Raw genomic sequence first — 22,075 nt, forward strand, 5'->3', positions numbered from 1 at the left:
TGGAACGAAAGAGAGCCTGTATTTTGCGTGAGAAACCAAGCCATTGGATGAAGTTGGCCCAGTCCTCAATCCACGATGCCGCACTAAGGTGCAGGCCTCAATGTGAACGCCTGCCGGGTTTGATCATTCTCAATTCTATGGCCTTGCAGGGTGCGGGTGCAATCTCCGGCAAGGCGGCTGCCCAGCCAGGTGGCGGCAATGCGCTGACCATCGTGTGTCTCTTCCATGGTGAACTCGCCATCGTCCAAGTCGGCCACCACGGCATAACGCTTGTCGCCTTGTATCAGTTCACCGCGCCAGCTGCCCTTGTGCTCGGGGTGGGGGGCAAGTCTCAGTGTCCAGACCGCGTCGCTGCCTGCCAATTGGGCAAGCCATGAGCCCTGCAGTGATTCGGCCTTTTCGCTTTGCGGGCAAGCATTTCGGCCTGGCAAGGTGATGCAGCCGCTCAAAAGCCCAGCCAGCAGCAAAGCTGTGGCCGTGCGCCGGGTGGGTCCAAATCGGTTAGGTGGCGTCGTCATGGCAGAGTCTGTGTGGCGGCGGCAATGGCCGCGCGTTGTGCAAATTCAGCCCGCAGCGCTTTGAGTTTCTCGCGCGGGTCTTCTTTGGCGGTGTTTTCGTCCAGCCGCATTTCGGCAATAAAACGGCTGGGCAGGGCGGCCACGGTTTCTCGGCCTTTTTTGCGGCGGCGGGTCCAGCTCACGGACAGGCTGCGCTGGGCGCGGGTGATGCCCACATACATCAGGCGGCGCTCTTCTTGCAGGCGCAGCAAGATGCCCTCTTGGCTGGCCCCTTCGGTGGTGTCGTCGCCCAGCTTGAAAGGCAGTAAGCCTTCGTTCACCCCCACCAGCGTGACGTGTGGCCACTCCAAACCCTTGGAGGCGTGCAAGGTCGACAGCGTGACCACGTTTTGGTCTTTTTCGCGATCGCTCAGGGTGGAGATGAGGGAGATGGTTTGCGCCACGTCGAGCAGGTTTTTGGTCTCAGCCGCCTCGGCCCCTGTTTGAGCGCCGGTCGCGTCTTCGATCTCGCCGCCGCAGCGCCCCGCCATCCAGTCGCAAAACTCCAGCACGTTGGACCAGCGGGCGCTGGCCACCTTTTCGTTGTCTTCGCCGTCGTACAGGTGCGACTCGTAGCCGATTTCTTTCAGCCACTCCAGCAAGAACGCGAGGGCATCGGTTTTGCCCAAAGTCAGTCGGGCGCGGTGCTCCAAGTCATTGATATACCGGCCAAATTCATGCAGCCCCGCCACCGCCCGCGCATTGACCGCGCTGGGCAAGCTGCCCGCAAAAAGCGATTCGAACAGGCTGAGCTTGTACTGGGTGGCGAAGGTGCCCAGCTGGCCCAGCGTCTGGTGGCCGATGCCGCGTTTGGGGCTGGTGATGGCGCGCAAAAAAGCCGGGTCGTCGTCGTTGTTGATCCACAGGCGAAACCAGGCGCACAAGTCCTTGATCTCGGCCTTGTCAAAAAAGCTCTGCCCGCCCGACACCTTGTAGGGGATGTTGGCGCGGCGCAGGGCTTGTTCAAACGGACGCGCCATGTGGTTGGCCCGGTACAGGATGGCGAAGTCCTTGAATTCGCGGTGTTTGGATTCGATCGAATGCCCACTGCGGATCGACTGGATGCGGGCAATCGCCCGATCGGCCTCGTGCTCTTCGTTCACCGCGTCGACCACCCGCACCGGCTCGCCCTCGCCCAGCTCTGAAAACAGGGTTTTGGGGTAGAGCTTGGGGTTGGACTCGATGACGTGGTTGGCGGCTCGCAGAATAGCGCTGGTGGAGCGGTAGTTCTGCTCCAGCTTGATGACTTTGAGCTTCGGAAAATCCACCGGCAGTCGCTTGAGGTTGTCCAGCGTCGCGCCGCGCCAGCCATAAATCGATTGGTCGTCGTCACCCACCGCCGTGAAGCGCGCCCGCTCGCCCACCAGGTGTTTCAGCACCTCGTATTGGGTGGCGTTGGTGTCTTGGTATTCGTCCACCAGCACATGGCCCATCTTGACCTGCCAGCGCTCGCGCACCTCGGGAAACTCGGCCAGCAGCTTCAGGGGCAAGCCGATCAGGTCGTCAAAGTCCACACTTTGGTAAGCGGTCAGCCGTTCTTGGTAGAGCGCCATGATGCGGGCGATCACCCGGGCGTTGTCGTCGGGGGCCTGGGCTGCGGCCTGCTCGGCGTTCAGGCCCATGTTTTTCCACAGGCTGATGGTCCACTGCCACTGGCGGGCGGTGGCCGCATCGGTGGTGCCGCCGCAATCCTTCAAGATGCTGGTCACGTCGTCCGCATCCATGATGCTGAACTGCGGTTTCAGGCCCAGCACCGCGCCGTCTTCGCGCATGATGCGCACGCCCAGAGCGTGGAAGGTGCAGATCAGCACATCCTTGGCGGCGCGGCCAATCAGCTGCTTGGCCCGCTCGCGCATTTCGGCGGCGGCTTTGTTGGTGAAGGTGATGGCGGCGATGCGCTTGGGCTCGAGCCCCGCCTCGATCAACCGCCCGATCTTGTGCGTGATCACCCGCGTTTTGCCCGAACCCGCCCCGGCCAGCACCAGGCAAGGGCCGGAGACAAAGTTCACGGCCTCGAGTTGGGCGTTGTTGAGTCCGGCTGACATGGATGACTTGGCGAGAATATTTAGGCGTCAATGTCTAGCTGACAGTGGTTAAGGACAACACCGGCACACCGGCTTGCTGCGCTGCCGCGCCCAGTTGTGCATCCAGTGTGGCCAGTGGCAGGCTTTTTCGCAGGGCCAACTCCAGATAGGCCGCGTCGTAAGCGCTCAGGCTGTAGCGCCGGGCCAGGTCCAAGGTGTCGTGCAAGGAACGCAGGCTGGCTTCACCGTCTGTACGGATGTCAAGAGCCTCGAGCAAAGCCACAAAAGTCGAGGCTTGGGCTTGGGTGATTTTGTCCAGACGCAGGCTTTTGGCCATCACATTGGCCGCCTCCAAATGCCAAAGTGAAGGCACCTGGGCCCCTGTGTCTTGCAAGCGGTCCAGCACTTGCTGGGCCAAAGTCAGCCCGGCGCGGTTGCTTTGTGGCAGCAGCCACAGCATGGCCACCGAGTTGTCGAGCACAAAACTCATGCCCGACCTTCGCGAATCAGTGCGGCCAAATCCACCCCTGTGCCAGCACCGTTGTCCTGTTGTTGCCGCGTGAACGCTCGCATTTTGGCCACCGCCTCGGCGCGTTGTTGGTCGGGCGTATCGACGGGCGTCAAGCGTGCCACGGTCACACCCCGCACCGAGATGTCAAATGTTTGCCCGGCCTGAACTTGGCGCAAAAACTGCGGCAAGTGGGTCTTGGCTTCATAAGCACCGATGGTTTGGATCGTCATGGTGAACGGCTTTTCGAGGGATTGGAAAAGTGATTTTAGACCGGTTCAATAGACTGGTTGGTCGGTTGAGCGACTTGTCTTGCCTGATAGGCCCCATGGTTTGCCGCGACAATCGGGGGATGCTTGAAATCTTCCGCGTCACCTTTCCTTTTTTTGCGTTGGTTTTGTGCGGCTATCTGGCTGCACGTTGGCGGTTCTTGCCTTTGGAGGCCATTCCTGGCTTGAACGGGTTTGTCCTGTTTTTTGCGCTGCCTTGCATGTTGTTCAGGTTCGGCGCAGATACGCCCATCGCGCAATTGCTGGACGCAGGGGTGTTTTTCACCTACCTGTTGTGTGCCTTGTTGATGGTGGCCCTGAGCATTGCCATCAGTTTGAATGAGCGCGTTCGGTGGAACGATGCGTCCTTCGGGGCCTTGGTGGCGGCTTTTCCCAACACGGGCTTCATGGGTGTGCCTTTGTTGGTGGCTTTGTTGGGGGCACAGGCGGTTGGCCCTGCGATTGTGACCATCGTGGTGGATCTGGTGATCACTTCGTCGCTGTGTGTGGCCTTGTCGCGCATGGATGCGGCGGGCCAGCATGGTGCAGCGGTGGCTGCTCGCAAGGCTCTGGCGGGGGTGTTGCGTAACCCAATGCCTTGGGCCATCAGCGCAGGGGCAGCGTTTTCATACTGGAACCTGGCGCTGATCGGCCCTGTCAACCAAACCGTGGGGTTCTTGGCCGATGCCGCTTCTCCGGTGGCTTTGTTCACCATTGGCGCGGTGTTGGCGCGCTCCGTCATGTTGGCGCATGAGCGCCCCGATGGCCCCTTGCGTGCCATCGACTACCTGCCGATGGCCTTGATCAAGCTGGTGGTGCACCCGGTGTTGGTGTTGCTGGTGGGCTTGTTTGCGATTCAGTGGGGCGTGCCGCTGGAGCCCTTTGCCTTGCAGGTCATGGTGCTGGTCGCAGCATTGCCCAGTGCCAGCAATGTGTCTTTGCTGGCCGAACGTTTGGGGGCGGACAATGGCCGCATTGCCCGCATCATCCTGGTGACCACGGTGGTGGCATTTGTGACCTTTTCGGCTGCCGTCAATTTCTTCAAGGCCTAAGACGTCGGTGTTTGTGCCGTCCGGGCACGTGGCGTCAGGCCCATGCCGGGGCTTGGCTCGCTTTAAAGCCCGTAAAATCTTATGCTCGCGCAAAGCTTGCGCCCATCCAACTCAGGCCAGCTCGCTGCTGGCTCCGCTTCGGCCATGTTGACCTTCCAGCAGATCATTCTCAAATTGCAGCAGTACTGGGACGCCCAGGGCTGCGCTTTGCTTCAGCCCTACGACATGGAAGTCGGCGCGGGCACCAGCCACACCGCCACGTTCTTGCGGGCCATCGGCCCCGAGCCCTGGAAAGCCGCCTACGTGCAGCCCAGCCGCCGTCCCAAGGACGGCCGCTACGGCGAAAACCCCAACCGCCTGCAGCATTACTACCAATACCAAGTGGTCTTGAAACCCGCGCCCAGCAACATCTTGGAGTTGTATTTGGGCAGCTTGGAAGCGCTGGGCTTTGACCTCAAGAAAAACGACATCCGCTTCGTTGAAGACGATTGGGAAAACCCGACGCTCGGCGCCTGGGGCTTGGGCTGGGAAGTTTGGCTCAACGGCATGGAAGTCACGCAATTCACCTACTTCCAGCAAGTCGGCGGCATTGACTGCAAGCCGATCACCGGCGAGATCACCTACGGCTTGGAGCGCTTGGCCATGTACCTGCAGGGCGTGGACAACGTCTACAACCTGAAGTGGACCGACATCCTGAGTTATGGCGACGTGTATTTGCAAAACGAGCAAGAGCAGTCGGCGTACAACTTTGAGCACAGCGATGCGGACTTCTTGTTCACCGCCTTCGGTGCGCACGAAAAACAGGCGCAAAACCTGATCGTGGAAAAGCTGGCGCTGCCCGCCTACGAGCAAGTGCTCAAGGCCGCCCACACCTTCAACCTGCTGGACGCGCGCGGTGCGATCAGCGTGACCGAGCGCGCCGCCTACATCGGCCGCATCCGCAATCTGGCCCGCAGCGTGGCGCAGAGTTATTACGAGAGCCGCGAACGTCTGGACTTCCCGATGGCCCCGCGTGAATGGGTAGCCCAAATGCCCAAGAAAGCCGCGTGAGGAGCACGACATGACGACACAAAATTTGCTGGTGGAATTGTTTGTGGAAGAGTTGCCGCCCAAGGCGCTCAACAAGTTGGGTGCTGCTTTTTCGGGCGTGCTGGCCGAACAACTCAAGGCCCAAGGCCTGGCTGCGGCCGATACGGTGGTGACTGCTTTTGCATCGCCGCGCCGCTTAGCCGCGCATGTGACCGGCGTGCTGGCACAAGGTGCTGACAAGGCCGTGCAACAAAAGCTGATGCCGGTGGCTGTGGGCCTCGATGCCGCTGGCCACGCCACGCCCGCTTTGCTCAAAAAACTGCAAGCCCTGGGGGCTGTTGTGAGTGACCCGGCCGCTGCCGTGGCCGCGCTCAAGCGCGCACCGGACGGCAAAGCAGAAGCCCTGTTTTACGACAGCATCGTCCAAGGCGCTTCGCTGCAAGCAGGCCTTCAAAAAGCGCTGGACGAAGCGCTCGCCAAGCTGCCGATCCCCAAAGTCATGCAGTACCAGTTGGAAACCGACTGCGAACTGCCCGGCTGGAGCAGTGTGAATTTCGTGCGCCCCGCGCACAGCCTGATCGCGCTGCATGGCAGCACCGTGGTGCAGGTCAAGGCGCTGGGCCTGACAGCGGGTAACCGCACGCAAGGCCACCGCTTTGAGGCCAAGGTCTCGCCTGTGGTCTTGCAACACGCCGACCAATACGCCGAGACCTTGAAGAACGACGGCTCGGTCATCGCCAGCTTCGCCGAGCGCCGCGCCGAGATCGTGCGCCAGTTGCAAGCTGCTGCGGCCAAAGTCGGTGGCGGTTGCCAACCGGTTGAGGACGAAGCCCTGCTGGACGAAGTGACCGCCCTGGTCGAGCGCCCCAATGTGCTGACCTGCCAGTTCGAGACCGAGTTCTTGGGTGTGCCGCAAGAGTGCCTGATCCTCACGATGAAGGCCAACCAGAAATATTTCCCGTTGATCGACACATCGGGCAAACTGACGAACCGTTTTTTGGTGGTGAGCAACATCACGCCCGACGACGCATCTTTGGTGATCGGCGGCAACGAGCGCGTGGTGCGCCCACGCTTGGCCGATGCCAAGTTCTTCTTTGACCAAGACCGCAAAAAGACGCTCGAGTCGCGCGTTGAAGGCCTGTCCAAGGTGGTCTACCACAACAAGCTGGGCACCCAAGGCGAGCGCATGGCGCGGGTCTGCGCGATTGCCAAGGCGATTGGCCAGCAAGTCGGTGGCGATCTTCTGGCCAAGCAAGCCGAGCAAGCTGCCCGGTTGGCCAAGACCGATTTGCTGACCGACATGGTGGGCGAGTTCCCTGAGCTGCAAGGCATCATGGGCGGCTACTACGCTCGTCACGATGGCCTTTCCAGCGAAGTGGCCGAGGCGATCGAAGACCATTACAAACCCCGTTTTGCAGGCGACGACTTGCCGCGCAACCACGTGGGTCTGGTGGTGGCGCTGGCCGACAAGCTCGAAACTTTGGTGGGCATGTTCGGCATCGGCAACGTGCCCACGGGCGACAAAGACCCGTTTGCGCTGCGTCGCCACGCTTTGGGCGTGGTGCGGATGTTGGTAGAAGCCCGCTTGAAGCTCAATTTTTTCGAGCTGACCCGCCAGGCCCTCACCGTCTTTCCGGCTGCAGTGGTCCATGACAAGAGCGTCGAATTGGACGAGTTTTTGGTCGAACGACTTCGCGGTTACTTCCGTGAGGCCGGGTTTTCAATCGCGGAAGTTGATGCCGCCATCTTCGCGCAAAAGCTCGGCCAGTGGTCATCCATTCCCACTCGTCTTCAGGCGGTGCGAGCTTTTGCGGCCCTGCCCGAAGCACCCGCTTTGGCTGCGGCCAACAAGCGCATCGGCAACATCCTCAAGAAAGCCGGCGAGGTGGACGCCCACGTCAACCCCGCCCTGCTGCAAGAAGACGCCGAAAAAGGCCTGTACGCCGCCATGCAAAAGTTGTTGCCCGAATCCGAGGCGCAGTTCAAGGCGGGCGACTACACCGCCAGCCTGCAAACCCTGGCCGCGCTGCGCGCCCCGGTCGATGCGTTCTTTGACGACGTGATGGTCAACGCCGAGGCCATGGACTTGCGCCTGAACCGACAGGGCCTGCTCATGTCGCTGCATGTGGCCATGAACCGCGTGGCCGACTTGTCGCGTCTGGCGGCTTGAACGAGCCCAAGCCATGCCCCACAAACTCGTCATTCTGGACTGTGATGGCACCCTCAACCAGCTCAGTGATGAGTTCGTCAAATCACCCGAAAAGTGGCATCCCTTGCCCGGTGCGCTGGAGGCCATTGGCCGCCTGAACCATGCGGGCTTTCACGTGGTATTGGCCACCAACCAGTCGGGCATTGGCCGGGGGGTGTTCGACATGGGCGTGCTCAATGCCATGCATGCCCACATGCTCAAGTCGCTGGCGGCAGTGGGGGGGCGCATTGACGCCATTTTTTATTGCCCGCACGCCCCCGATGAGACTTGTGTTTGCCGCAAGCCTGCGCCTGGTTTGCTGCAGCAAATTGCCGAACGCTATGGTGTGCCAACGTTGGGGGTGCCGTATGTGGGCGACAGCTTGCATGATATGCAAGCCGCCCATGCCGCCGCTTGCAGCCCGCATCTGGTGTTGACCGGGCGGCATGCAGATCTCGCCGGTCAGCCGCTGCCCGCCGAGTTTCCCAGCACGACGCAAGTGCATGCCGATCTGGCGGCGTTTGTCGATTGCTTGCTCGGCGGTGTGGCCACGTCGGGTATTCCTGCCTGAGTTGTACCTTTGACCCAAGAGTCCTCGCCCCATGAATTTTTTCCGCTCTTTTGCCCACTTGTTGTGGATGGCCATCACCGTCATCCCTTGGGCTCTTTTTGTTGTCCTGATTTCCTACTTTGTCAGCAGCACGCGCTTGTACTGGATCTGCGCTGGCTGGCTGCGCCTCGCTGTCAACAGTGGCACCTGGATTTTGGGCATCGAAAACCGCATCCAGGGCATGGAAAACTTGCCCCAGGGCACCAAGGACCCAGCCGTCTTGTTGGTCAAGCACCAGTCCACCTGGGAGACCTTTGTGATGCCCGTCATCATGCCGCACCCTTTGGCCTATGTGTTCAAAAAAGAGCTGCTGCATGTGCCGTTCTTTGGCTGGGCCATGGCGCGCATGGACATGATCCACATCGACCGCAAGCAGCGCTCGCGTGCCTTTGCCAAAGTGGTGCAGCAAGGCCGCAGGTTGATGGCCGAGGGGGTGTGGGTCATCATGTTCCCTGAAGGGACACGCATTCCGCGTGGCCAAAAGGGGGAGTACAAAAGCGGTGGTGCGCGCTTGGCCATTGCCGCCGGTGTGCCGGTGATTCCGATTGCCGTGACCTCGGCGCGTTGCTGGCCCACCCGTGCTTTCGTCAAAAAACCCGGGGTGGTGGACATCTCGATTGGGCAGGCCATCCCCAGTGAAGGCCGCAGAGCCGACGAGTTGATGCTGGAGGTCGAGACCTGGATCGAATCTGAAATGCACCGCCTGGACCCAGAGGCTTATCCGGCTGACGCACTTACCGCTGCCTCCAGAGACCACTGAACCCCTTCAGGGCGAAGCATGCGCGCACCGATCCAGTTTGTGTTGGACTTTTTCACGGCCGCTGATCCGTCGCCTGGGCCGCAGGCCAGGCCCGCGAGCCCCCCAGTGGCTTCGCCTTCCTCCCTGTTGGCCGCCGATCCAGCAACGCCTCCCGCACCCGAAGCCCAGCCGGACTCGCTTGCAGTGCCCGCTGGGTCTGTGGGTTTTACTCACCCAGCAGCCAACCGCCATGCGCATTTGCAGGGCATGACGGTGTCTTATCGCTTCGAGCGTTCGCGCCGCAAAAGCATTGGTTTTCTGGTCGGGGCAGATGGCCTGGTGGTGCGCGCGCCCAATTGGGTGCCGCTGCGAGAGGTCGATGCTGCGGTGCAGGAAAAGGGCGCGTGGATCGTGGCCAAACTGCAGCAATTCAGGCAGCAGCAAACAGAGCAGTTCCAGCATGCCATCGAATGGCGTCACGGTGCCGAAGTGCCGTTTCTGGGCCGTATGGTGCAGCTTTGTGTGATGGAGCGCGGAGTGGGCCGTATCCAAGGGCAGGATATCCCGACCGATCGGCTGCTGCCCGTTTCGGTGCCACCGGGCGCCAGTGTGTCTCAGGTACGCGATGCGGCGCAAGTCTGGCTGAAAAAGCAGGCTCTGGTCTTGTTCGAGCAACGCTTGCAGCACTTTGCGCCATTGCTGGGGGTGCGCTGGCAAAAGCTCAGCTTGTCCAGTGCCAGCACTCGGTGGGGCAGTGCCCGCACTGACGGCCATATCCGGCTCAACTGGCGACTGATCCACCTGCCCATCAGCCAGATAGATTACGTTGTGGTACACGAGCTGGCGCACTTGCGCGAGATGAACCACAGCCCCCGATTTTGGGAAACCGTGGGCGATGTCATGCCCGACTATGCCCAGCGGCGTCAGGCCTTGCGTCAATCTCCGATGGGCTTGACGCACGACCAGGGTGCAGGGCCTGTGAAACGCTAAACTCCCGCCTGAACCCGGCGGCGAGACAGGCGAGCCTAGAAGTCTGAGCAAGTCCAAATGGTCCACCACCTGGCGCATCGCATCGGTGGTCCGGTGTACACCCAGGTTGGGTTCGAAAATCAGGGGCAAAGCCTTGCATCGCTCGGGTGCTGATGTGGTCGGGTGCGAAGAGGGGATGCAAGGGCTGGTTTGGGTTAGCATTCGAGAAATTGACGTTGACGTTAACGTCAAAGATGACAATGCATTCTGGGGCGCGGTTGTGCAGCCGTGTGTCCTGATGGTGCAAGCAAGACGAGAAATGCAAGCCATGGCGAACACGTACACGATCAGCGATTTGGCTCAGGAATTTGACCTGACCACCCGCGCCATTCGTTTTTATGAAGACATGGGGCTGTTGGAGCCCGAGCGCTCCGGTCCCGGAGGACGTAACCGTGTTTATTCGGCACGCGACCGCACCCGGCTCAAACTCACCTTGCGTGCCAAGCGACTGGGCTTGTCGCTCAATGAGGCCAAAGACCTGATCGACATGTACGACAGCCCACGCGACACGGTGCCCCAGTTGAAGAAGTTTTTGGTGGTTTTGGCGGAGCACCGCCAACAACTGGAGTCGCAGTTGTCCGACCTCGAGGCAACCTTGGACGAGGTCAAAACCCATGAAAAAGAAACCCGCAACCTCTTGGTCAAAGCCACCAAAAATGGCAAACCGGCCTGAGGCTGTTGCTGGATATCTGTGGTTTTTGGATTGACGTTGACGTAAACGTCAATTACAGTGACGGTCTGTGATTCAACCTTGGATGTGATGTGACTTCTGCCATTTCTGCCCACGAGCGCGTTGCCCAAAGCCTGGCGCGCCAAGGCATGATGAACCACTTGGGCGTTCGCTTGTTGTCGGCCACCGAGGGCCAGGTGGAGTTGGCTTTGCCCTTCAGCGACAAAGTGACCCAACAGCAGGGCGGCTTTCATGGCGGGGCCATGGGGGCTTTGGCAGACATCGCGGGCGGTTATGCCGCCTTGACGGTCGCGCCCGAAGGCATGGAGGTCACCACGGTGGAATACAAAATCAACTTTCTCGCCAGTTTTCAGGGCGGCGAAATTCGCGCCATTGGCCGCGTCACCAAAGCGGGCAAACGCATCATTGTGACCACGGCCGAGTTGGTGCATGTCGATGACAGCGGAAAACGCTCTGACTGCGCCTTGATGCAACAAACCCTGGTGCCTGTGACCAAGACTTACTAGCGCGGTCGGTTTTCAAGGGGAACGTCCAGCGTTCAATTTGAAAACCCGGTACACCCGCACAAACAAACAACGCTCAACGCAACCCCCATTAGGAGCCCCCATGAACAACCTGCCCGGCCTGAATTTCCAACTCGGTGAAGACATCGACGCCCTGCGCGACGCCGTGCGCGACTTTGCCCAAGCCGAAATCGCCCCCCGCGCTGCCGAGATCGACCGCAGCGACCAGTTCCCGATGGATCTGTGGCGCAAGATGGGTGATCTCGGGGTGTTGGGCATCACCGTGGGTGAGGAGTACGGCGGCGCGAACATGGGCTACTTGGCCCACATGATCGCCATGGAAGAAATTTCCCGTGCCAGCGCTTCTGTGGGTCTGAGCTACGGCGCGCACTCCAACCTGTGCGTCAACCAGATCAAGCGAAACGGCACGCCTGAGCAGCGCGCCAAGTACCTGCCTAAGCTCATCAGCGGTGAGCACGTCGGTGCACTGGCCATGTCCGAACCTGGCGCGGGCTCGGACGTGCTGAGCATGAAGCTCAAGGCCGAAGACAAGGGTGGTTACTACCTGCTCAACGGCTCCAAGATGTGGATCACCAACGGGCCTGACGCCGACACTTTGGTGGTGTATGCCAAGAGCGAGCCCGAGCTGGGCGCGCGCGGCGTGACCGCCTTTTTGATCGAGAAGGGCATGAAAGGCTTTTCGATTGCGCAAAAGCTCGACAAGCTGGGCATGCGCGGCAGCCACACGGGCGAACTGGTGTTCAACAACGTCGAAGTGCCTGCTGAAAACATTCTGGGTGGACTGAACAATGGCGCCAAGGTGCTGATGAGTGGCCTGGACTACGAGCGCGCTGTGCTCACCGGCGGTCCGCTGGGCATCATGCAAGCTGTCATGGACAACGTCATCCCCTACATCCACGACCGCAAGCAGTTTGGCCAAAGCATTGGCGAATTCCAGCTGATCCAGGGCAAAGTGGCTGACATGTACACCGTGCTGCAAGCCGGTCGCAGCTTTGCGTACACCGTGGCCAAAAACCTTGACTTGCTGGGTGCCGAGCATGTGCGCCAAGTGCGCAAGGATTGCGCCTCTGTCATCTTGTGGACCGCCGAAAAAGCCACCTGGATGGCGGGCGAAGGCGTGCAGATTTTTGGTGGCAACGGCTACATCAACGAATACCCGCTGGGCCGTTTGTGGCGCGATGCCAAGTTGTACGAAATCGGCGCGGGCACGAGCGAGATTCGCCGCATGCTGATCGGCCGCGAGTTGTTTGCCGAAACCTGCTGAGGCACCCACCATGCAAACACTGCTGGCTAAAAACCGCGAATGGGCTGCGCGCATGAAGCGCGAAGACCCTGAGTTTTTCACACGATTTGGCGAACCAGCAAAACCCCAAATTTTTGTGGATCGGTTGCTCGGACAGTCGGGTGCCCGCCAACCAAATCACAGGCCTGGACCCCGGTGAGGTGTTTGTGCACCGCAATGTGGCCAATTTGGTGGTGCATTCCGACCTGAACGCGTTGTCGGTCATTCAGTACGCGGTCGATGCGCTCAAGGTGGAGCAGATCATGGTGGTGGGCCACTACGGTTGTGGCGGCGTCTTGGCCACTTTGCGTGGCACCTGCGTGTGGGTTTGGCCGACAATTGGTTGCGCCATGTGCACGATGTGAAAGTGCGCCACCGCCGCCGCCTGGATCACCTCACAGTGCCCGAGCAAGAAGATGCCCTGTGCGAGATGAATGTGATCGAACAAGTGGGCAATGTGGCGCTGACCAATGTGGTGCAAGACGCCTGGGCCCGAGGCCAAAAACTCAGCGTGCACGGCTGGTGCTATGGGCTCAAGGATGGCTTGGCCAAAGACCTGGGGGTGAGCATGACCCATCCCGGTGAGGTGCTGGGTGTGTTTCGCCATGCGCTCAAGCGCTATCCGAGAGGCGGCTGAGCGCCGAGTGCCCATGAGCTTGGCAGAATTCTTGGAGATGGGCAGTTATGCGGTGACCGTGTTCGGTCTGCCCTACGCCGTCTGGGTGTTCTGGCTCGAGCAGCGCAAGGAGCGCGAAAACGAAGAAGAAGAGGCCTACCAACACCTGTCGGACGCCTACAACGACTTTTTGAAGGTGGTGCTGGACCACGCCGATCTGCAGCTGCGCACCAACCAGGCCCTGCCCAACCCCAGCCCTGAGCAAAAAGAGCGCATGTTGATCATTTTCGACATGCTCATTGCGCTGTTTGAGCGCGCTTTCCTGATCGCGTTCCGAGAGGAAATGAGCGCCACCGAACAGCGGCGCTGGAACTCCTGGGACGACTACATGCGCGAGTGGTGCCGCCGGGACGACTTCCGCCGATCCCTGCCCCTCTTGCTGCGCGGCGAAGACCCCGATTTTGTGGCCTACATCCGCCGCATCGCCGAAGAAGAAACCGGCGAACACCTCATCATTGCCGACATCCACGCCTGAAAGGAATCCACATGTCACACGACCCCATCGTCATCGTCAGCGCAGCGCGCACCCCCATGGGCAGCTTTCAGGGTGACTTTTCTGCACTGGCCGCCCACGACTTGGGTGGCGCAGCCATCAAAGCCGCCGTTGAGCGCGCCGGCATCAGCCCCGAGCTGGTCACCGAGGTGCTGTTTGGCAACTGCCTGATGGCAGGCCAGGGCCAGGCGCCAGCGCGTCAAGCAGGCTTCAAGGGCGGTTTGCCCAAGAGCGCGGGCGCGGTCACGCTGTCCAAAATGTGCGGCTCGGGCATGCGCGCGGCCATGTTCGCCCACGACATGCTGGTCGCAGGCACCCATGACGTGCTGGTGGCTGGTGGCATGGAGAGCATGACCAACGCGCCCTTTCTTCTGCTCAAGGGCCGAGGTGGCTACCGCATGGGCCACGACAAAATTTACGACCACATGATGCTCGACGGACTGGAAGACGCCTACGAAGCCGGTCGCAGCATGGGCACCTTTGGCGAAGACTGCGCGGCCAAATACAGCTTCACACGTGCCGAGCAAGACCACTTTGCCACCACCAGCGTGCAGCGCGCCAAGGCCGCCACCGAGTCGGGTGCTTTTGCGGCCGAGATCACGCCCGTCACGGTGAAAGACCGCAGCGGCGAACGCGTGGTGTCCACCGACGAAGGCCCCGGCAAAGTCAAGCTCGACAAGATCACATCGCTCAAGCCCGCTTTCAAGAAAGACGGCACCATCACCGCCGCCAGCAGCTCGTCCATCAACGACGGCGCGGCCGCCATGGTGCTGATGCGCGAAAGCTCCGCGGCCAAGCTCGGCTGCAAACCGCTGGCCCGCATCGTCAGCCACGCCACCCACGCGCAAGAGCCCGAGTGGTTTGCCACCGCCCCGGTGGGCGCCACCCAAAAAGCCCTGGCCAAAGCGGGTTGGACAGTGCAAGACGTCGACCTGTGGGAAGTCAACGAAGCCTTTGCCGTGGTGCCCATGGCCCTCATGAAAGAGCTGAACGTGCCGCACGACAAGGTCAATGTGAATGGCGGCGCTTGCGCCTTGGGTCACCCCATCGGTGCCTCCGGCGCGCGCATCATGGTGACCTTGATCCACGCGCTCAAAGCCCGTGGCCTCAAAAAAGGCCTGGCTACGCTGTGCATCGGTGGTGGCGAAGGCACGGCTGTGGCGCTGGAATTGGTGTGATGCATGAAAACTGTCCTCCTCATCGGCGCATCGCGCGGCATCGGTTTTGAACTGGCCAGCCAGTACATCGCAGGCGGCTGGCGTGTGATCGCGACAGCCCGAAGCGATGAGGGGCTTGAACGCCTGAAGGCCTTGGGCGCGCAAACCCTGTGCGTGGACGTGGCCAACCCAGCCAGCAACTCGGGGCTGGCGTGGCAACTCGACGGCGAAAAAATCGATTTGGCCATTTATGTGGCGGGCGTGGGGGATCGAGAGACCACCGCTTCGCCGCCGACCCGTGAAAAATTCGACCTCTTGATGCACACCAACGCCATGGGCCCGATGATGGTGTTGCCGCAGATCGCGCCCATGTTGTTGGATAAAAAGGGCGTATTTGCCGTCATCAGCAGCCACTTTGGCAGCCTGACACTGACGCAAACCAGCATGGCGGTGTTGTATCGAATGAGCAAGGCGGCATTGAACATGTACATCCGATGCGCGCAGCACGATTTCCCAGAAATTTCTTGCGTGGCCTTGCACCCCGGTTGGGTGCAGACCGACATGGGAGGCCCATCCGCCCCGCTCACGCCCGAACAAAGCGTCAGCAGTCTGCGCCAGACGCTCGAACGCATACGCACACAACCGCGCCCTGAAGACCGTGGCGCATTTTTGAACCACGATGGGCAGATCCTGCCCTGGTGAATCGGCCCATGTCAGGTAAATCAACTAACAAAGGATTAACCCAATGAAATCTCAAAAGAAGCATGTTGTTTTGTGGATGGTGTTGGTCTCAATGGGACTGATTTCATTGGCAAGCCGCTTGGCTGTGGCGCAGGAAACTTTGGAAGTATCACCCCATGTGCCGACTGTGGCCACTTATTCGATAGTGGCTTTTGATCCTCAAAATAAACAATGGGGTGTTGCAGTCCAGTCGAAATTTGTCGCCGTGGGTGCTGTTGTACCCTGGGCTCAAAGTGGGGTTGGTGCGATAGCCACTCAAGCATTTGCAAACGTGACATATGGAGCCGACGGGTTGGATTTATTGGCGTCTGGGAAAAGTGCCAGCGAGGTTGTGAAAATACTAACGGACAGGGATTCGAACCGTGACCTGCGGCAACTGGGCGTGGTGGATGCGCAGGGCGGAGTTGCAACTTTCACTGGACTTAAAGCAATGGAATGGGCGGGCGGGAAAACAGGAAAAAATTATGCAATTCAAGGCAATATTTTGGCGGGACCCGGTGTTGTGAATGCCATGGCCACCGCCTACGAGCAAGCAAGAGGTGACTTTGGCGAACGTCTCATTCAAGCTTTAGACGCAGGTGAGAAGGCTGGCGGCGACAGGAGGGGGCGCCAATCGGCTGCCTTGTTGATAGTGAAAAAAAATGCAGGATATGCAGGTCAAAATGATCGCTATCGAGATTTGCGTGTAGACGATCATCCAGATCCAATCAATGAGTTACTGCGGATTTACAACAGTCACAAAACTTTGTTCCCACCCCAATAACCTTTTCATTATTTATCTGAAAGGCGAATGCCCCATGCTCTTGACCCCCGACCAGGAAATGATTCGCGAAGCGGTACGCGATTTTGCCAAGCGCGAGCTGTGGCCCCACGCCGCCGAGTGGGACAAGAAGCACCACTTCCCCAAAGACGTGCACAAAGGCCTGGCCGAGCTGGGCGCGTATGGCATTTGTGTGCCCGAAGCCTTGGGCGGCGCGGGCTTGAACTACGTGACGATGGCGCTGGTGCTTGAAGAAATCGCAGCCGGTGACGGCGGCACCAGCACCGTGATCAGCGTGACCAACTGCCCTGTGAACGCCATTTTGATGATGTACGGCAACGCCGCGCAAAAAGCGCAGTGGCTCACGCCCTTGGCCCATGGCCAGATGCTGGGTGCGTTTTGCCTGACCGAGCCGCATGTGGGCTCGGACGCTTCGGCCCTGCGGACCACCGCCGTGAAAGAAGGCGACGGCTACGTCATCAACGGCGTGAAGCAGTTCATCACCAGCGGCCAAAACGGTGATGTGGCCATCGTGATCGCGGTGACCGACAAGGGCGCGGGCAAAAAAGGACTGAGCGCTTTCATCGTGCCCACCCGCACCCCGGGCTACGTGGTGGCGCGCCTGGAAGACAAGCTGGGCCAACACAGCAGCGACACCGCGCAGATCAACTTCGAGAACTGCCGCATCCCCGCCGAAAACCTGATTGGCCAAGAAGGCGAGGGCTACAAGATCGCCCTGTCGTCTTTGGAGGGCGGACGCATCGGCATCGCCGCGCAAAGCCTGGGCATGGCCCGCAGTGCTTTGGAGGTGGCGATTGACTACGCCAAGCAGCGCGAAAGCTTTGGCACCGCCATCTTCAACCACCAGGCGGTGGGCTTTCGTTTGGCCGATTGCGCCACGCAACTCGAAGCCGCGCGCCAGCTGATTTGGCACGCGGCCAGCTTGCGCGATGCGGGCCGCCCGTGCCTCAAAGAAGCCGCCATGGCCAAGCTGTTTGCCAGCGAAGTCGCTGAAAAAGTCTGCTCAGCGGCCATCCAGACCCTGGGGGGTTACGGCTATGTGAGCGACTTCCCGGTGGAGCGCATTTACCGCGATGTGCGGGTGTGCCAAATTTATGAAGGCACCAGCGACGTGCAGAAAATCATCATCCAGCGCGCACTTTGAACGCCTGAATGACCGTCTGACGCCGGTCATTGACGTATGATTTCAACTTATGAATATCATCATCCTCGGCGCTGGCCGCGTGGGCGAAAGCGTCGCTGAAAGCCTGGTTTCCGAGCAAAATGACATCACCGTCATCGACCAGGACCCGGCTCGTCTGAGGCTTCTGGAAGAGCGCTTGGACTTGCGTGGCGTGGTGGGCAACGGCATCCAGCCTTCTGTGTTGCGCGAGGCGGGGGCCAAAGACGCCGACATGATCATCGCCTGCGCGGCGGCCGATGAATCGAACCTGGTGGTCTGCAAGATCGCCCACGATGTGTTCAACGTGCCGACGACCATTGCCCGACTGCGTTCACCCGAGTTCAATGAGGGCGATGAATTGTTGGGCAAAACCGGTTTTTCGGTCAACCATGTGATCTGCCCCGAAGAATCGGTGATGCGCTACATCGAGCAGCTCATCCAGTACCCTGAGGCCTTGCAGGTGCTCGAATTTGCCGAGGGCCGCGTCAGCCTGATCGTGGTGCGTGCAGCGGCCGACAGCTTGCTGGTCAACCGCAGCATCGCCGAGTTCCGTCAGAGATTGCCGCATGCCGAGATGCGCGTGGTGGCCTTGTACCGCCAAGACACCCGGATCGATGCCACGCCCGACACGCGCATCCTGCCCGGTGACGAGGTGTTTGTGCTGGCCGACAAGGACAAAATTCGCCTCGTTTTGGCAGGTATTCACACCACCGACAAGCCGGTGCAGCGACTGATGCTGGCAGGGGGCGGCAAAGTCGGCTTGCGTTTGGCGCGCATTCTGGCGGGCCAGTATGACGTCAAGCTGATCGAGCGCGACAAAAAACGCTGCGAATACCTGGCCAGCCAACTGCCGTCCAGCATGCTGATTCTCAACGGTGACGGCGCTGACGAAGACCTGCTGCACGAAGAGAACGTGGGTGAGATGGACCTGTTTCTGGCCTTGACCAGCGACGATGAGGACAACATCATGTCGGCCATGCTGGCCAAGCGCATGGGGGCACGTCGCGTCATGGCGCTGATCAACCGCCGCGCTTATGCCGACATGATGCAAGGCAGCACCATCGACATCGCGATTTCGCCCGCGCAAACCGTCATTGGCGAGCTGCTGGCGCATTTGCGGCGGGGCGATGTGGCGGCGGTGCACAGCCTGCGCCGGGGCGCGGCAGAAGCCCTGGAGGGCATTGCGCGGGGTGACATCAAAACCTCCAAACTGGTGGGCCGACGTGTCGAAGAAGTCAAACTGCCCAAGGGGGTCAGCATGGGGGCCATTGTGCGCGGCGAGGGTAAAAAATCCGAAGTGCTGATGCCGCACCACGACACCCTGATCGAGGCCGATGACCACATCATCTTGTTCATCCCCAACAAGCGCGATGTGCGCGCGGTGGAAAAACTCTTTCAGGTCGGTGCGACCTTTTTTGGCTGATGCTCAAAACCTTCTTCCCCGTGCTGTCCGTGATGGCGCGCATCTTGATCGCGTTCTCGTTCACTTTTTTGGTGCCGGGCATCTGGGCCTGGTTTGAAGACCACCACGACCTGCAGTGGATCTGGCTGGCGGGTTTTGGCTTGACGGCAGCGAGCGGTTTGCTGCTGGCGGCCATCACGCAACGCCACCGCCGAGAAATGCTGGCCAAAGACGGCTTTTTGTTGGTCAACATGGTTTGGTTGGTCTTGCCTGCTTACTCGGCATTGCCGCTCATGTTTCTGGTGCCCGACATCTCCTGGTTCAAGGCCTACTTTGAAGCCATGAGCGCGCTCACGGCCACCGGGGCGACGGCCTTGTCGGGGTTGGAGCACTTGCCTGTGTCGGTGAACATCTGGCGCTGTTTTCTACAACTCATCGGCGGCCTGGGCATCATGCTGCTGGTGGTGGCGGTGTTGCCCATGCTGGGTCTGGGCGGCGTGCAGCTGTACAAGGCCGAAACCCCCGGTCCCATGAAAGACACCAAATTCACGCCACGCATTTCCGAGACGGCGCGCGGCCTGTGGGGCGTGTACTTTGTGTTTTCGGGTGCTTGCTTGCTGGCCTACCGCTGGGCGGGCATGAGCTGGGCCGATGCCTTCATGCACATGTGCACCACCATGGGCTTGGGCGGATTCTCTTCCTACGATGCCAGCTTTGCGCATTTCAACTCGCCCTTGATAGAAAGCGTGGCCATCGTCTTCATGACGTTGGCAGGCATCAGCTTTGTGCGTTACTTTGTGGTGCTGCGCACCTTGTCGCTCAAGCCTGTGACCAACGACCATGAAATTCGGACCTACTTTGCTGTGCTGGTCTTGGCCACTGTGCTGCTGACGGGTTTGTTGATGGTCCATGGCGTGTACAACGACTGGGCCCATGCCCTGCGCGTGAGCGCTTTCCATGTCGTGTCTCTGGCCACCACCACCGGCTATGCGGCCACCGACTATGCGCTGTGGCCCGTGTTTGCGCCGGTCTTGCTGATGTTTTTGGGCTGCTTTGTCTCGTGCGCGGGCTCCACCGGGGGCGGCATCAAAATGGTGCGCATGATCTTGCTGGTCAAGCAAGCGCGACGAGAGCTGGTGCGCATCATTCACCCGCGCGTCATCAACCCGGTCACGCTGGGAGGTGGGATCATGCCCATGTCGGTCATGACGGCGGTGCTGGGCTTCATGCTCATTTATGGCGGGGCCACCATGGGCCTGAGCATGTTGCTTTTGCTCAGTGGCATGGACATCGTCACCGCGTTTTCTGCGGTGATCGCCACCGTCAACAACATCGGCCCGGGGCTGGGCGAAGTGGGGCCCTCGGGCAACTATGGCGGCCTGAACCCCTTTCAGCTGGGCGTGCTGACCTTTGCCATGTTGCTGGGCCGCCTGGAGTTGCTGTCGGTGCTGGTGCTGTTCAGCTCGCACTTTTGGCGAAAATAAACCCACCCTCAATCGCCGCTGTTCAATACACACAAGGAGACAGACATGCCCATCACCAAAGGATTTCAGGCGCTCGTGGACGAAGCCATGGCCCAGGTCACAACGCACAGCGTGGACGCGGTGCGCGCCCGCATGAGCGACCCGAACGTGCAGATCGTCGACATCCGTGACCCGCGTGAACTGGAACGCGAAGGCACCGTGCCGGGCGCTTTGCTGGCCCCACGCGGCATGCTCGAGTTTTGGGTAGACCCGGCTTCGCCCTACTTCAAGCCCGTGTTCGCCGACGAGAGCAAGCAGTTCATCTTGTTTTGTGGCGCAGGCTGGCGCAGCGCCCTGGCCACCAAAACCCTGCAAGACATGGGCATGAGCAACGTCGCCCACATCGACGGCGGATTCACCGCCTGGAAAAAAGCTGCGGCACCCATCGTCACCATGGAACAACACAAGGCCGAAAGCGCAGCGCGAAAAGGCGCTTGATGGTGACGCCTTGTCCCTGCGGCCGCAGCACGGCCAAAGGCCAAGCGATGACCCTGGAGGCATGCTGCGGCCCTTACCACGCCAACCAGAACGCGCCCGATGCCGAAAGCCTGATGCGCTCGCGCTACAGCGCTTTTGTGCGGGGCGATGTGCCTTATCTGCTGGCCACTTGGCACAGCAGTCAGCGCCCCGCTGAGCTGACGCTCGAAGCCGGGGCCAAGTGGCTGGGTCTGGAAATCAAGCAGCACCACGTCACCGGTGCCGATTCGGCCGAGGTCGATTTCGTTACACGTTTCAGGTTGGGCGGCAAAGCCGTGCGACAGCACGAACGCAGCCGTTTTGTGCGCGAAGACGGTCGCTGGTTTTATGTGGATGGCGATGAGCTTTGAGCGGCCCCAGTGACTGACCGTATGATCCCCCGCATGAACTTTGAAGCCATTCTTTTTGATTGCGACGGTGTGCTGGTGGACAGCGAAGCCATCACCTGCGGCGTGCTACGTGACATGTTTGAAGAGCAGGGTTGGCGCATGACGCTGGCCGAGTGCATGCAGCGCTTTGTGGGCCACACCGTCAAAAGCCAACGCAGCATCATCGAAGCGCACACCGGCGTGCCGCTGACCGACGTTTGGCTGGAGCAGTTTTACGCCCTTCGCAACGAACGCCTCACCCAAGACATCGCTGCCATTGAGGGCGTGCACGAAGCGGTGGCGCACCTGCACGAGCACTGCCAAGGCCGCATCGCGGTGGCATCGGGGGCCGACCGGTTCAAGGTCGAGATGATGCTCAAGCAAGTCGGTCTGATGGACTTTTTTGAAGGCCGCATTTTCAGCGGCCATGAAATGCCGCGCAGCAAACCGCACCCTGATGTGTATTTGGCCGCAGCAGCGCACTTGCAAATTGATCCGGCGCGCTGCCTGGTGGTGGAAGACACCACCGTGGGCATCACGGCGGGGGTGGCTGCAGGGGCCACGGTGTGGGCTTATGCGCCACCCGGCGCTGACGCCCATGCCCTGCGCCAGGCCGGTGCGGCGCAGGTGTTTGAGCACATGCGGGGTTTGCGGCTCGGGTGAAGAGGTGCTGGGTTGATGGGGTTAGGATTTCATGATTACTTCTGAGTTGGCACGCTGACTCTAAAAATAGATAGTCGCTTTTCTCAGCAAGTCTTTAGTTCTGCTGGTGAATTGAAGTGGTTTTGTCAAT

The 22,075-nt window shown here is 60.3% G+C and carries 23 protein-coding genes and 1 pseudogene; 20 read left to right on the forward strand and 4 right to left on the reverse strand.

The features are described from left to right. Positions 1-83: 83 nt before the first annotated feature. The 4 genes from HEQ17_RS15565 to HEQ17_RS15580 are packed head-to-tail and all read right to left on the reverse strand — an operon-like array spanning position 84 to position 3,322. Positions 84-518, reverse strand: a complete 435-nt coding sequence (locus HEQ17_RS15565; RefSeq protein WP_296293583.1) for a hypothetical protein — start codon at positions 516-518, stop codon at positions 84-86. Continuing rightward, positions 515-2,602: an ATP-dependent helicase gene (locus HEQ17_RS15570; protein WP_296293584.1), complete on the reverse strand. Its 2,088-nt coding sequence runs from the start codon at positions 2,600-2,602 to the stop codon at positions 515-517. Before HEQ17_RS15570 ends, HEQ17_RS15565 begins: the two co-directional genes overlap by 4 nt. 34 nt (positions 2,603-2,636) lie before the next feature. Further along, entirely contained in the window at positions 2,637-3,071 is a 435-nt protein-coding gene (locus HEQ17_RS15575) for a type II toxin-antitoxin system VapC family toxin (protein ID WP_296293585.1), read from the reverse strand. Then, on the reverse strand, positions 3,068-3,322 hold the full coding sequence (locus HEQ17_RS15580) for a type II toxin-antitoxin system prevent-host-death family antitoxin (protein ID WP_296293586.1): 255 nt from the start codon (positions 3,320-3,322) through the stop codon (positions 3,068-3,070). The genes HEQ17_RS15575 and HEQ17_RS15580 overlap by 4 nt, the downstream gene beginning before the upstream one ends. 119 nt (positions 3,323-3,441) lie before the next feature. On the opposite strand from HEQ17_RS15580, the gene HEQ17_RS15585 reads away from it, so the two are divergent. The 20 genes and pseudogenes from HEQ17_RS15585 (at position 3,442) to HEQ17_RS15680 (ending at position 21,945) form a co-directional block, all read left to right on the forward strand. Beyond that, on the forward strand, positions 3,442-4,410 hold the full coding sequence (locus tag HEQ17_RS15585) for an AEC family transporter (protein WP_296293587.1): 969 nt from the start codon (positions 3,442-3,444) through the stop codon (positions 4,408-4,410). Between the two features lie 144 nt (positions 4,411-4,554). Next, complete coding sequence (gene glyQ / locus HEQ17_RS15590) at positions 4,555-5,460, forward strand: glycine--tRNA ligase subunit alpha (protein WP_296293588.1); 906 nt, start codon at positions 4,555-4,557, stop codon at positions 5,458-5,460. Positions 5,461-5,470: 10 nt separating this feature from the next. Then, entirely contained in the window at positions 5,471-7,609 is a 2,139-nt protein-coding gene (gene glyS / locus HEQ17_RS15595; protein WP_296293589.1) for a glycine--tRNA ligase subunit beta, read from the forward strand. Positions 7,610-7,622: 13 nt separating this feature from the next. Further along, positions 7,623-8,198: a D-glycero-beta-D-manno-heptose 1,7-bisphosphate 7-phosphatase gene (gene gmhB / locus HEQ17_RS15600; RefSeq protein ID WP_296293590.1), complete on the forward strand. Its 576-nt coding sequence runs from the start codon at positions 7,623-7,625 to the stop codon at positions 8,196-8,198. A 31-nt stretch (positions 8,199-8,229) separates the two neighbouring features. Continuing rightward, a complete protein-coding gene (locus tag HEQ17_RS15605; protein ID WP_296293591.1) occupies positions 8,230-8,997 on the forward strand; it encodes a 1-acyl-sn-glycerol-3-phosphate acyltransferase in 768 nt (255 codons plus the stop codon). 18 nt (positions 8,998-9,015) lie between these two features. Then, on the forward strand, positions 9,016-9,966 hold the full coding sequence (locus tag HEQ17_RS15610; protein ID WP_296293592.1) for a SprT family zinc-dependent metalloprotease: 951 nt from the start codon (positions 9,016-9,018) through the stop codon (positions 9,964-9,966). Between the two features lie 307 nt (positions 9,967-10,273). Further along, the gene (locus HEQ17_RS15615; RefSeq protein WP_296293593.1) at positions 10,274-10,678 is read left to right on the forward strand and encodes a MerR family DNA-binding transcriptional regulator; all 405 of its coding nucleotides are present in this window, start codon (positions 10,274-10,276) and stop codon (positions 10,676-10,678) included. 89 nt (positions 10,679-10,767) lie between these two features. Beyond that, a complete protein-coding gene (locus tag HEQ17_RS15620; RefSeq protein ID WP_296293594.1) occupies positions 10,768-11,202 on the forward strand; it encodes a PaaI family thioesterase in 435 nt (144 codons plus the stop codon). A gap of 100 nt (positions 11,203-11,302) precedes the next feature. Continuing rightward, the gene (locus HEQ17_RS15625) at positions 11,303-12,484 is read left to right on the forward strand and encodes an isovaleryl-CoA dehydrogenase (protein WP_296293595.1); all 1,182 of its coding nucleotides are present in this window, start codon (positions 11,303-11,305) and stop codon (positions 12,482-12,484) included. A gap of 10 nt (positions 12,485-12,494) precedes the next feature. Continuing rightward, positions 12,495-13,139 (forward strand): annotated as a pseudogene (gene can / locus HEQ17_RS15630) (carbonate dehydratase). Between the two features lie 13 nt (positions 13,140-13,152). Beyond that, a complete protein-coding gene (locus tag HEQ17_RS15635; RefSeq protein ID WP_296293596.1) occupies positions 13,153-13,653 on the forward strand; it encodes a hypothetical protein in 501 nt (166 codons plus the stop codon). 11 nt (positions 13,654-13,664) lie between these two features. After that, positions 13,665-14,849 carry an acetyl-CoA C-acyltransferase gene (locus tag HEQ17_RS15640; protein WP_296293597.1) on the forward strand — a complete coding sequence of 395 codons (1,185 nt, stop codon included), beginning with the start codon at positions 13,665-13,667 and terminating at the stop codon, positions 14,847-14,849. A 3-nt stretch (positions 14,850-14,852) separates the two neighbouring features. Beyond that, positions 14,853-15,530, forward strand: coding sequence for an SDR family oxidoreductase (locus HEQ17_RS15645; protein ID WP_296293598.1), 678 nt, complete (start codon positions 14,853-14,855; stop codon positions 15,528-15,530). A gap of 43 nt (positions 15,531-15,573) precedes the next feature. Further along, positions 15,574-16,332 (forward strand): DUF1028 domain-containing protein, encoded by a 759-nt coding sequence (locus tag HEQ17_RS15650; protein ID WP_296293599.1) that lies wholly within the window; start codon positions 15,574-15,576, stop codon positions 16,330-16,332. A gap of 34 nt (positions 16,333-16,366) precedes the next feature. After that, positions 16,367-17,494, forward strand: coding sequence for an acyl-CoA dehydrogenase family protein (locus tag HEQ17_RS15655; RefSeq protein WP_296293600.1), 1,128 nt, complete (start codon positions 16,367-16,369; stop codon positions 17,492-17,494). Between the two features lie 49 nt (positions 17,495-17,543). After that, positions 17,544-18,935, forward strand: coding sequence for a Trk system potassium transporter TrkA (gene trkA / locus HEQ17_RS15660; RefSeq protein WP_296293601.1), 1,392 nt, complete (start codon positions 17,544-17,546; stop codon positions 18,933-18,935). After that, on the forward strand, positions 18,935-20,398 hold the full coding sequence (locus HEQ17_RS15665; RefSeq protein WP_296293602.1) for a potassium transporter TrkG: 1,464 nt from the start codon (positions 18,935-18,937) through the stop codon (positions 20,396-20,398). Before trkA ends, HEQ17_RS15665 begins: the two co-directional genes overlap by 1 nt. A gap of 45 nt (positions 20,399-20,443) precedes the next feature. Then, the gene (locus tag HEQ17_RS15670) at positions 20,444-20,875 is read left to right on the forward strand and encodes a rhodanese-like domain-containing protein (RefSeq protein ID WP_296293603.1); all 432 of its coding nucleotides are present in this window, start codon (positions 20,444-20,446) and stop codon (positions 20,873-20,875) included. After that, positions 20,875-21,264, forward strand: coding sequence for a YchJ family metal-binding protein (locus HEQ17_RS15675; protein WP_296293604.1), 390 nt, complete (start codon positions 20,875-20,877; stop codon positions 21,262-21,264). Before HEQ17_RS15670 ends, HEQ17_RS15675 begins: the two co-directional genes overlap by 1 nt. Positions 21,265-21,297: 33 nt before the next feature. Continuing rightward, a complete protein-coding gene (locus HEQ17_RS15680; protein WP_296293773.1) occupies positions 21,298-21,945 on the forward strand; it encodes an HAD family phosphatase in 648 nt (215 codons plus the stop codon). Positions 21,946-22,075 lie beyond the last annotated feature (130 nt).

The sequence above is a fragment of the Limnohabitans sp. genome, assembly GCF_023910625.1.
Classification (GTDB): domain Bacteria; phylum Pseudomonadota; class Gammaproteobacteria; order Burkholderiales; family Burkholderiaceae_C; genus Limnohabitans_A.

Coding starts and splice junctions, on each gene's coding strand:
- HEQ17_RS15650 (WP_296293599.1), top strand. CDS start 15,574: ATGAAATCTCAAAAGAAGCATGTTGTTTTGTGGATGGTGTTGGTCTCA.
- glyQ (WP_296293588.1), top strand. CDS start 4,555: ATGTTGACCTTCCAGCAGATCATTCTCAAATTGCAGCAGTACTGGGAC.
- HEQ17_RS15640 (WP_296293597.1), top strand. CDS start 13,665: ATGTCACACGACCCCATCGTCATCGTCAGCGCAGCGCGCACCCCCATG.
- HEQ17_RS15575 (WP_296293585.1), bottom strand. CDS start 3,071: ATGAGTTTTGTGCTCGACAACTCGGTGGCCATGCTGTGGCTGCTGCCA.
- HEQ17_RS15615 (WP_296293593.1), top strand. CDS start 10,274: ATGGCGAACACGTACACGATCAGCGATTTGGCTCAGGAATTTGACCTG.
- HEQ17_RS15625 (WP_296293595.1), top strand. CDS start 11,303: ATGAACAACCTGCCCGGCCTGAATTTCCAACTCGGTGAAGACATCGAC.
- HEQ17_RS15585 (WP_296293587.1), top strand. CDS start 3,442: ATGCTTGAAATCTTCCGCGTCACCTTTCCTTTTTTTGCGTTGGTTTTG.
- HEQ17_RS15665 (WP_296293602.1), top strand. CDS start 18,935: ATGCTCAAAACCTTCTTCCCCGTGCTGTCCGTGATGGCGCGCATCTTG.
- HEQ17_RS15655 (WP_296293600.1), top strand. CDS start 16,367: ATGCTCTTGACCCCCGACCAGGAAATGATTCGCGAAGCGGTACGCGAT.
- HEQ17_RS15570 (WP_296293584.1), bottom strand. CDS start 2,602: ATGTCAGCCGGACTCAACAACGCCCAACTCGAGGCCGTGAACTTTGTC.
- trkA (WP_296293601.1), top strand. CDS start 17,544: ATGAATATCATCATCCTCGGCGCTGGCCGCGTGGGCGAAAGCGTCGCT.
- HEQ17_RS15675 (WP_296293604.1), top strand. CDS start 20,875: ATGGTGACGCCTTGTCCCTGCGGCCGCAGCACGGCCAAAGGCCAAGCG.
- gmhB (WP_296293590.1), top strand. CDS start 7,623: ATGCCCCACAAACTCGTCATTCTGGACTGTGATGGCACCCTCAACCAG.
- HEQ17_RS15580 (WP_296293586.1), bottom strand. CDS start 3,322: ATGACGATCCAAACCATCGGTGCTTATGAAGCCAAGACCCACTTGCCG.
- glyS (WP_296293589.1), top strand. CDS start 5,471: ATGACGACACAAAATTTGCTGGTGGAATTGTTTGTGGAAGAGTTGCCG.
- HEQ17_RS15610 (WP_296293592.1), top strand. CDS start 9,016: ATGCGCGCACCGATCCAGTTTGTGTTGGACTTTTTCACGGCCGCTGAT.
- HEQ17_RS15670 (WP_296293603.1), top strand. CDS start 20,444: ATGCCCATCACCAAAGGATTTCAGGCGCTCGTGGACGAAGCCATGGCC.
- HEQ17_RS15635 (WP_296293596.1), top strand. CDS start 13,153: ATGAGCTTGGCAGAATTCTTGGAGATGGGCAGTTATGCGGTGACCGTG.
- HEQ17_RS15605 (WP_296293591.1), top strand. CDS start 8,230: ATGAATTTTTTCCGCTCTTTTGCCCACTTGTTGTGGATGGCCATCACC.
- HEQ17_RS15680 (WP_296293773.1), top strand. CDS start 21,298: ATGAACTTTGAAGCCATTCTTTTTGATTGCGACGGTGTGCTGGTGGAC.
- HEQ17_RS15565 (WP_296293583.1), bottom strand. CDS start 518: ATGACGACGCCACCTAACCGATTTGGACCCACCCGGCGCACGGCCACA.
- HEQ17_RS15645 (WP_296293598.1), top strand. CDS start 14,853: ATGAAAACTGTCCTCCTCATCGGCGCATCGCGCGGCATCGGTTTTGAA.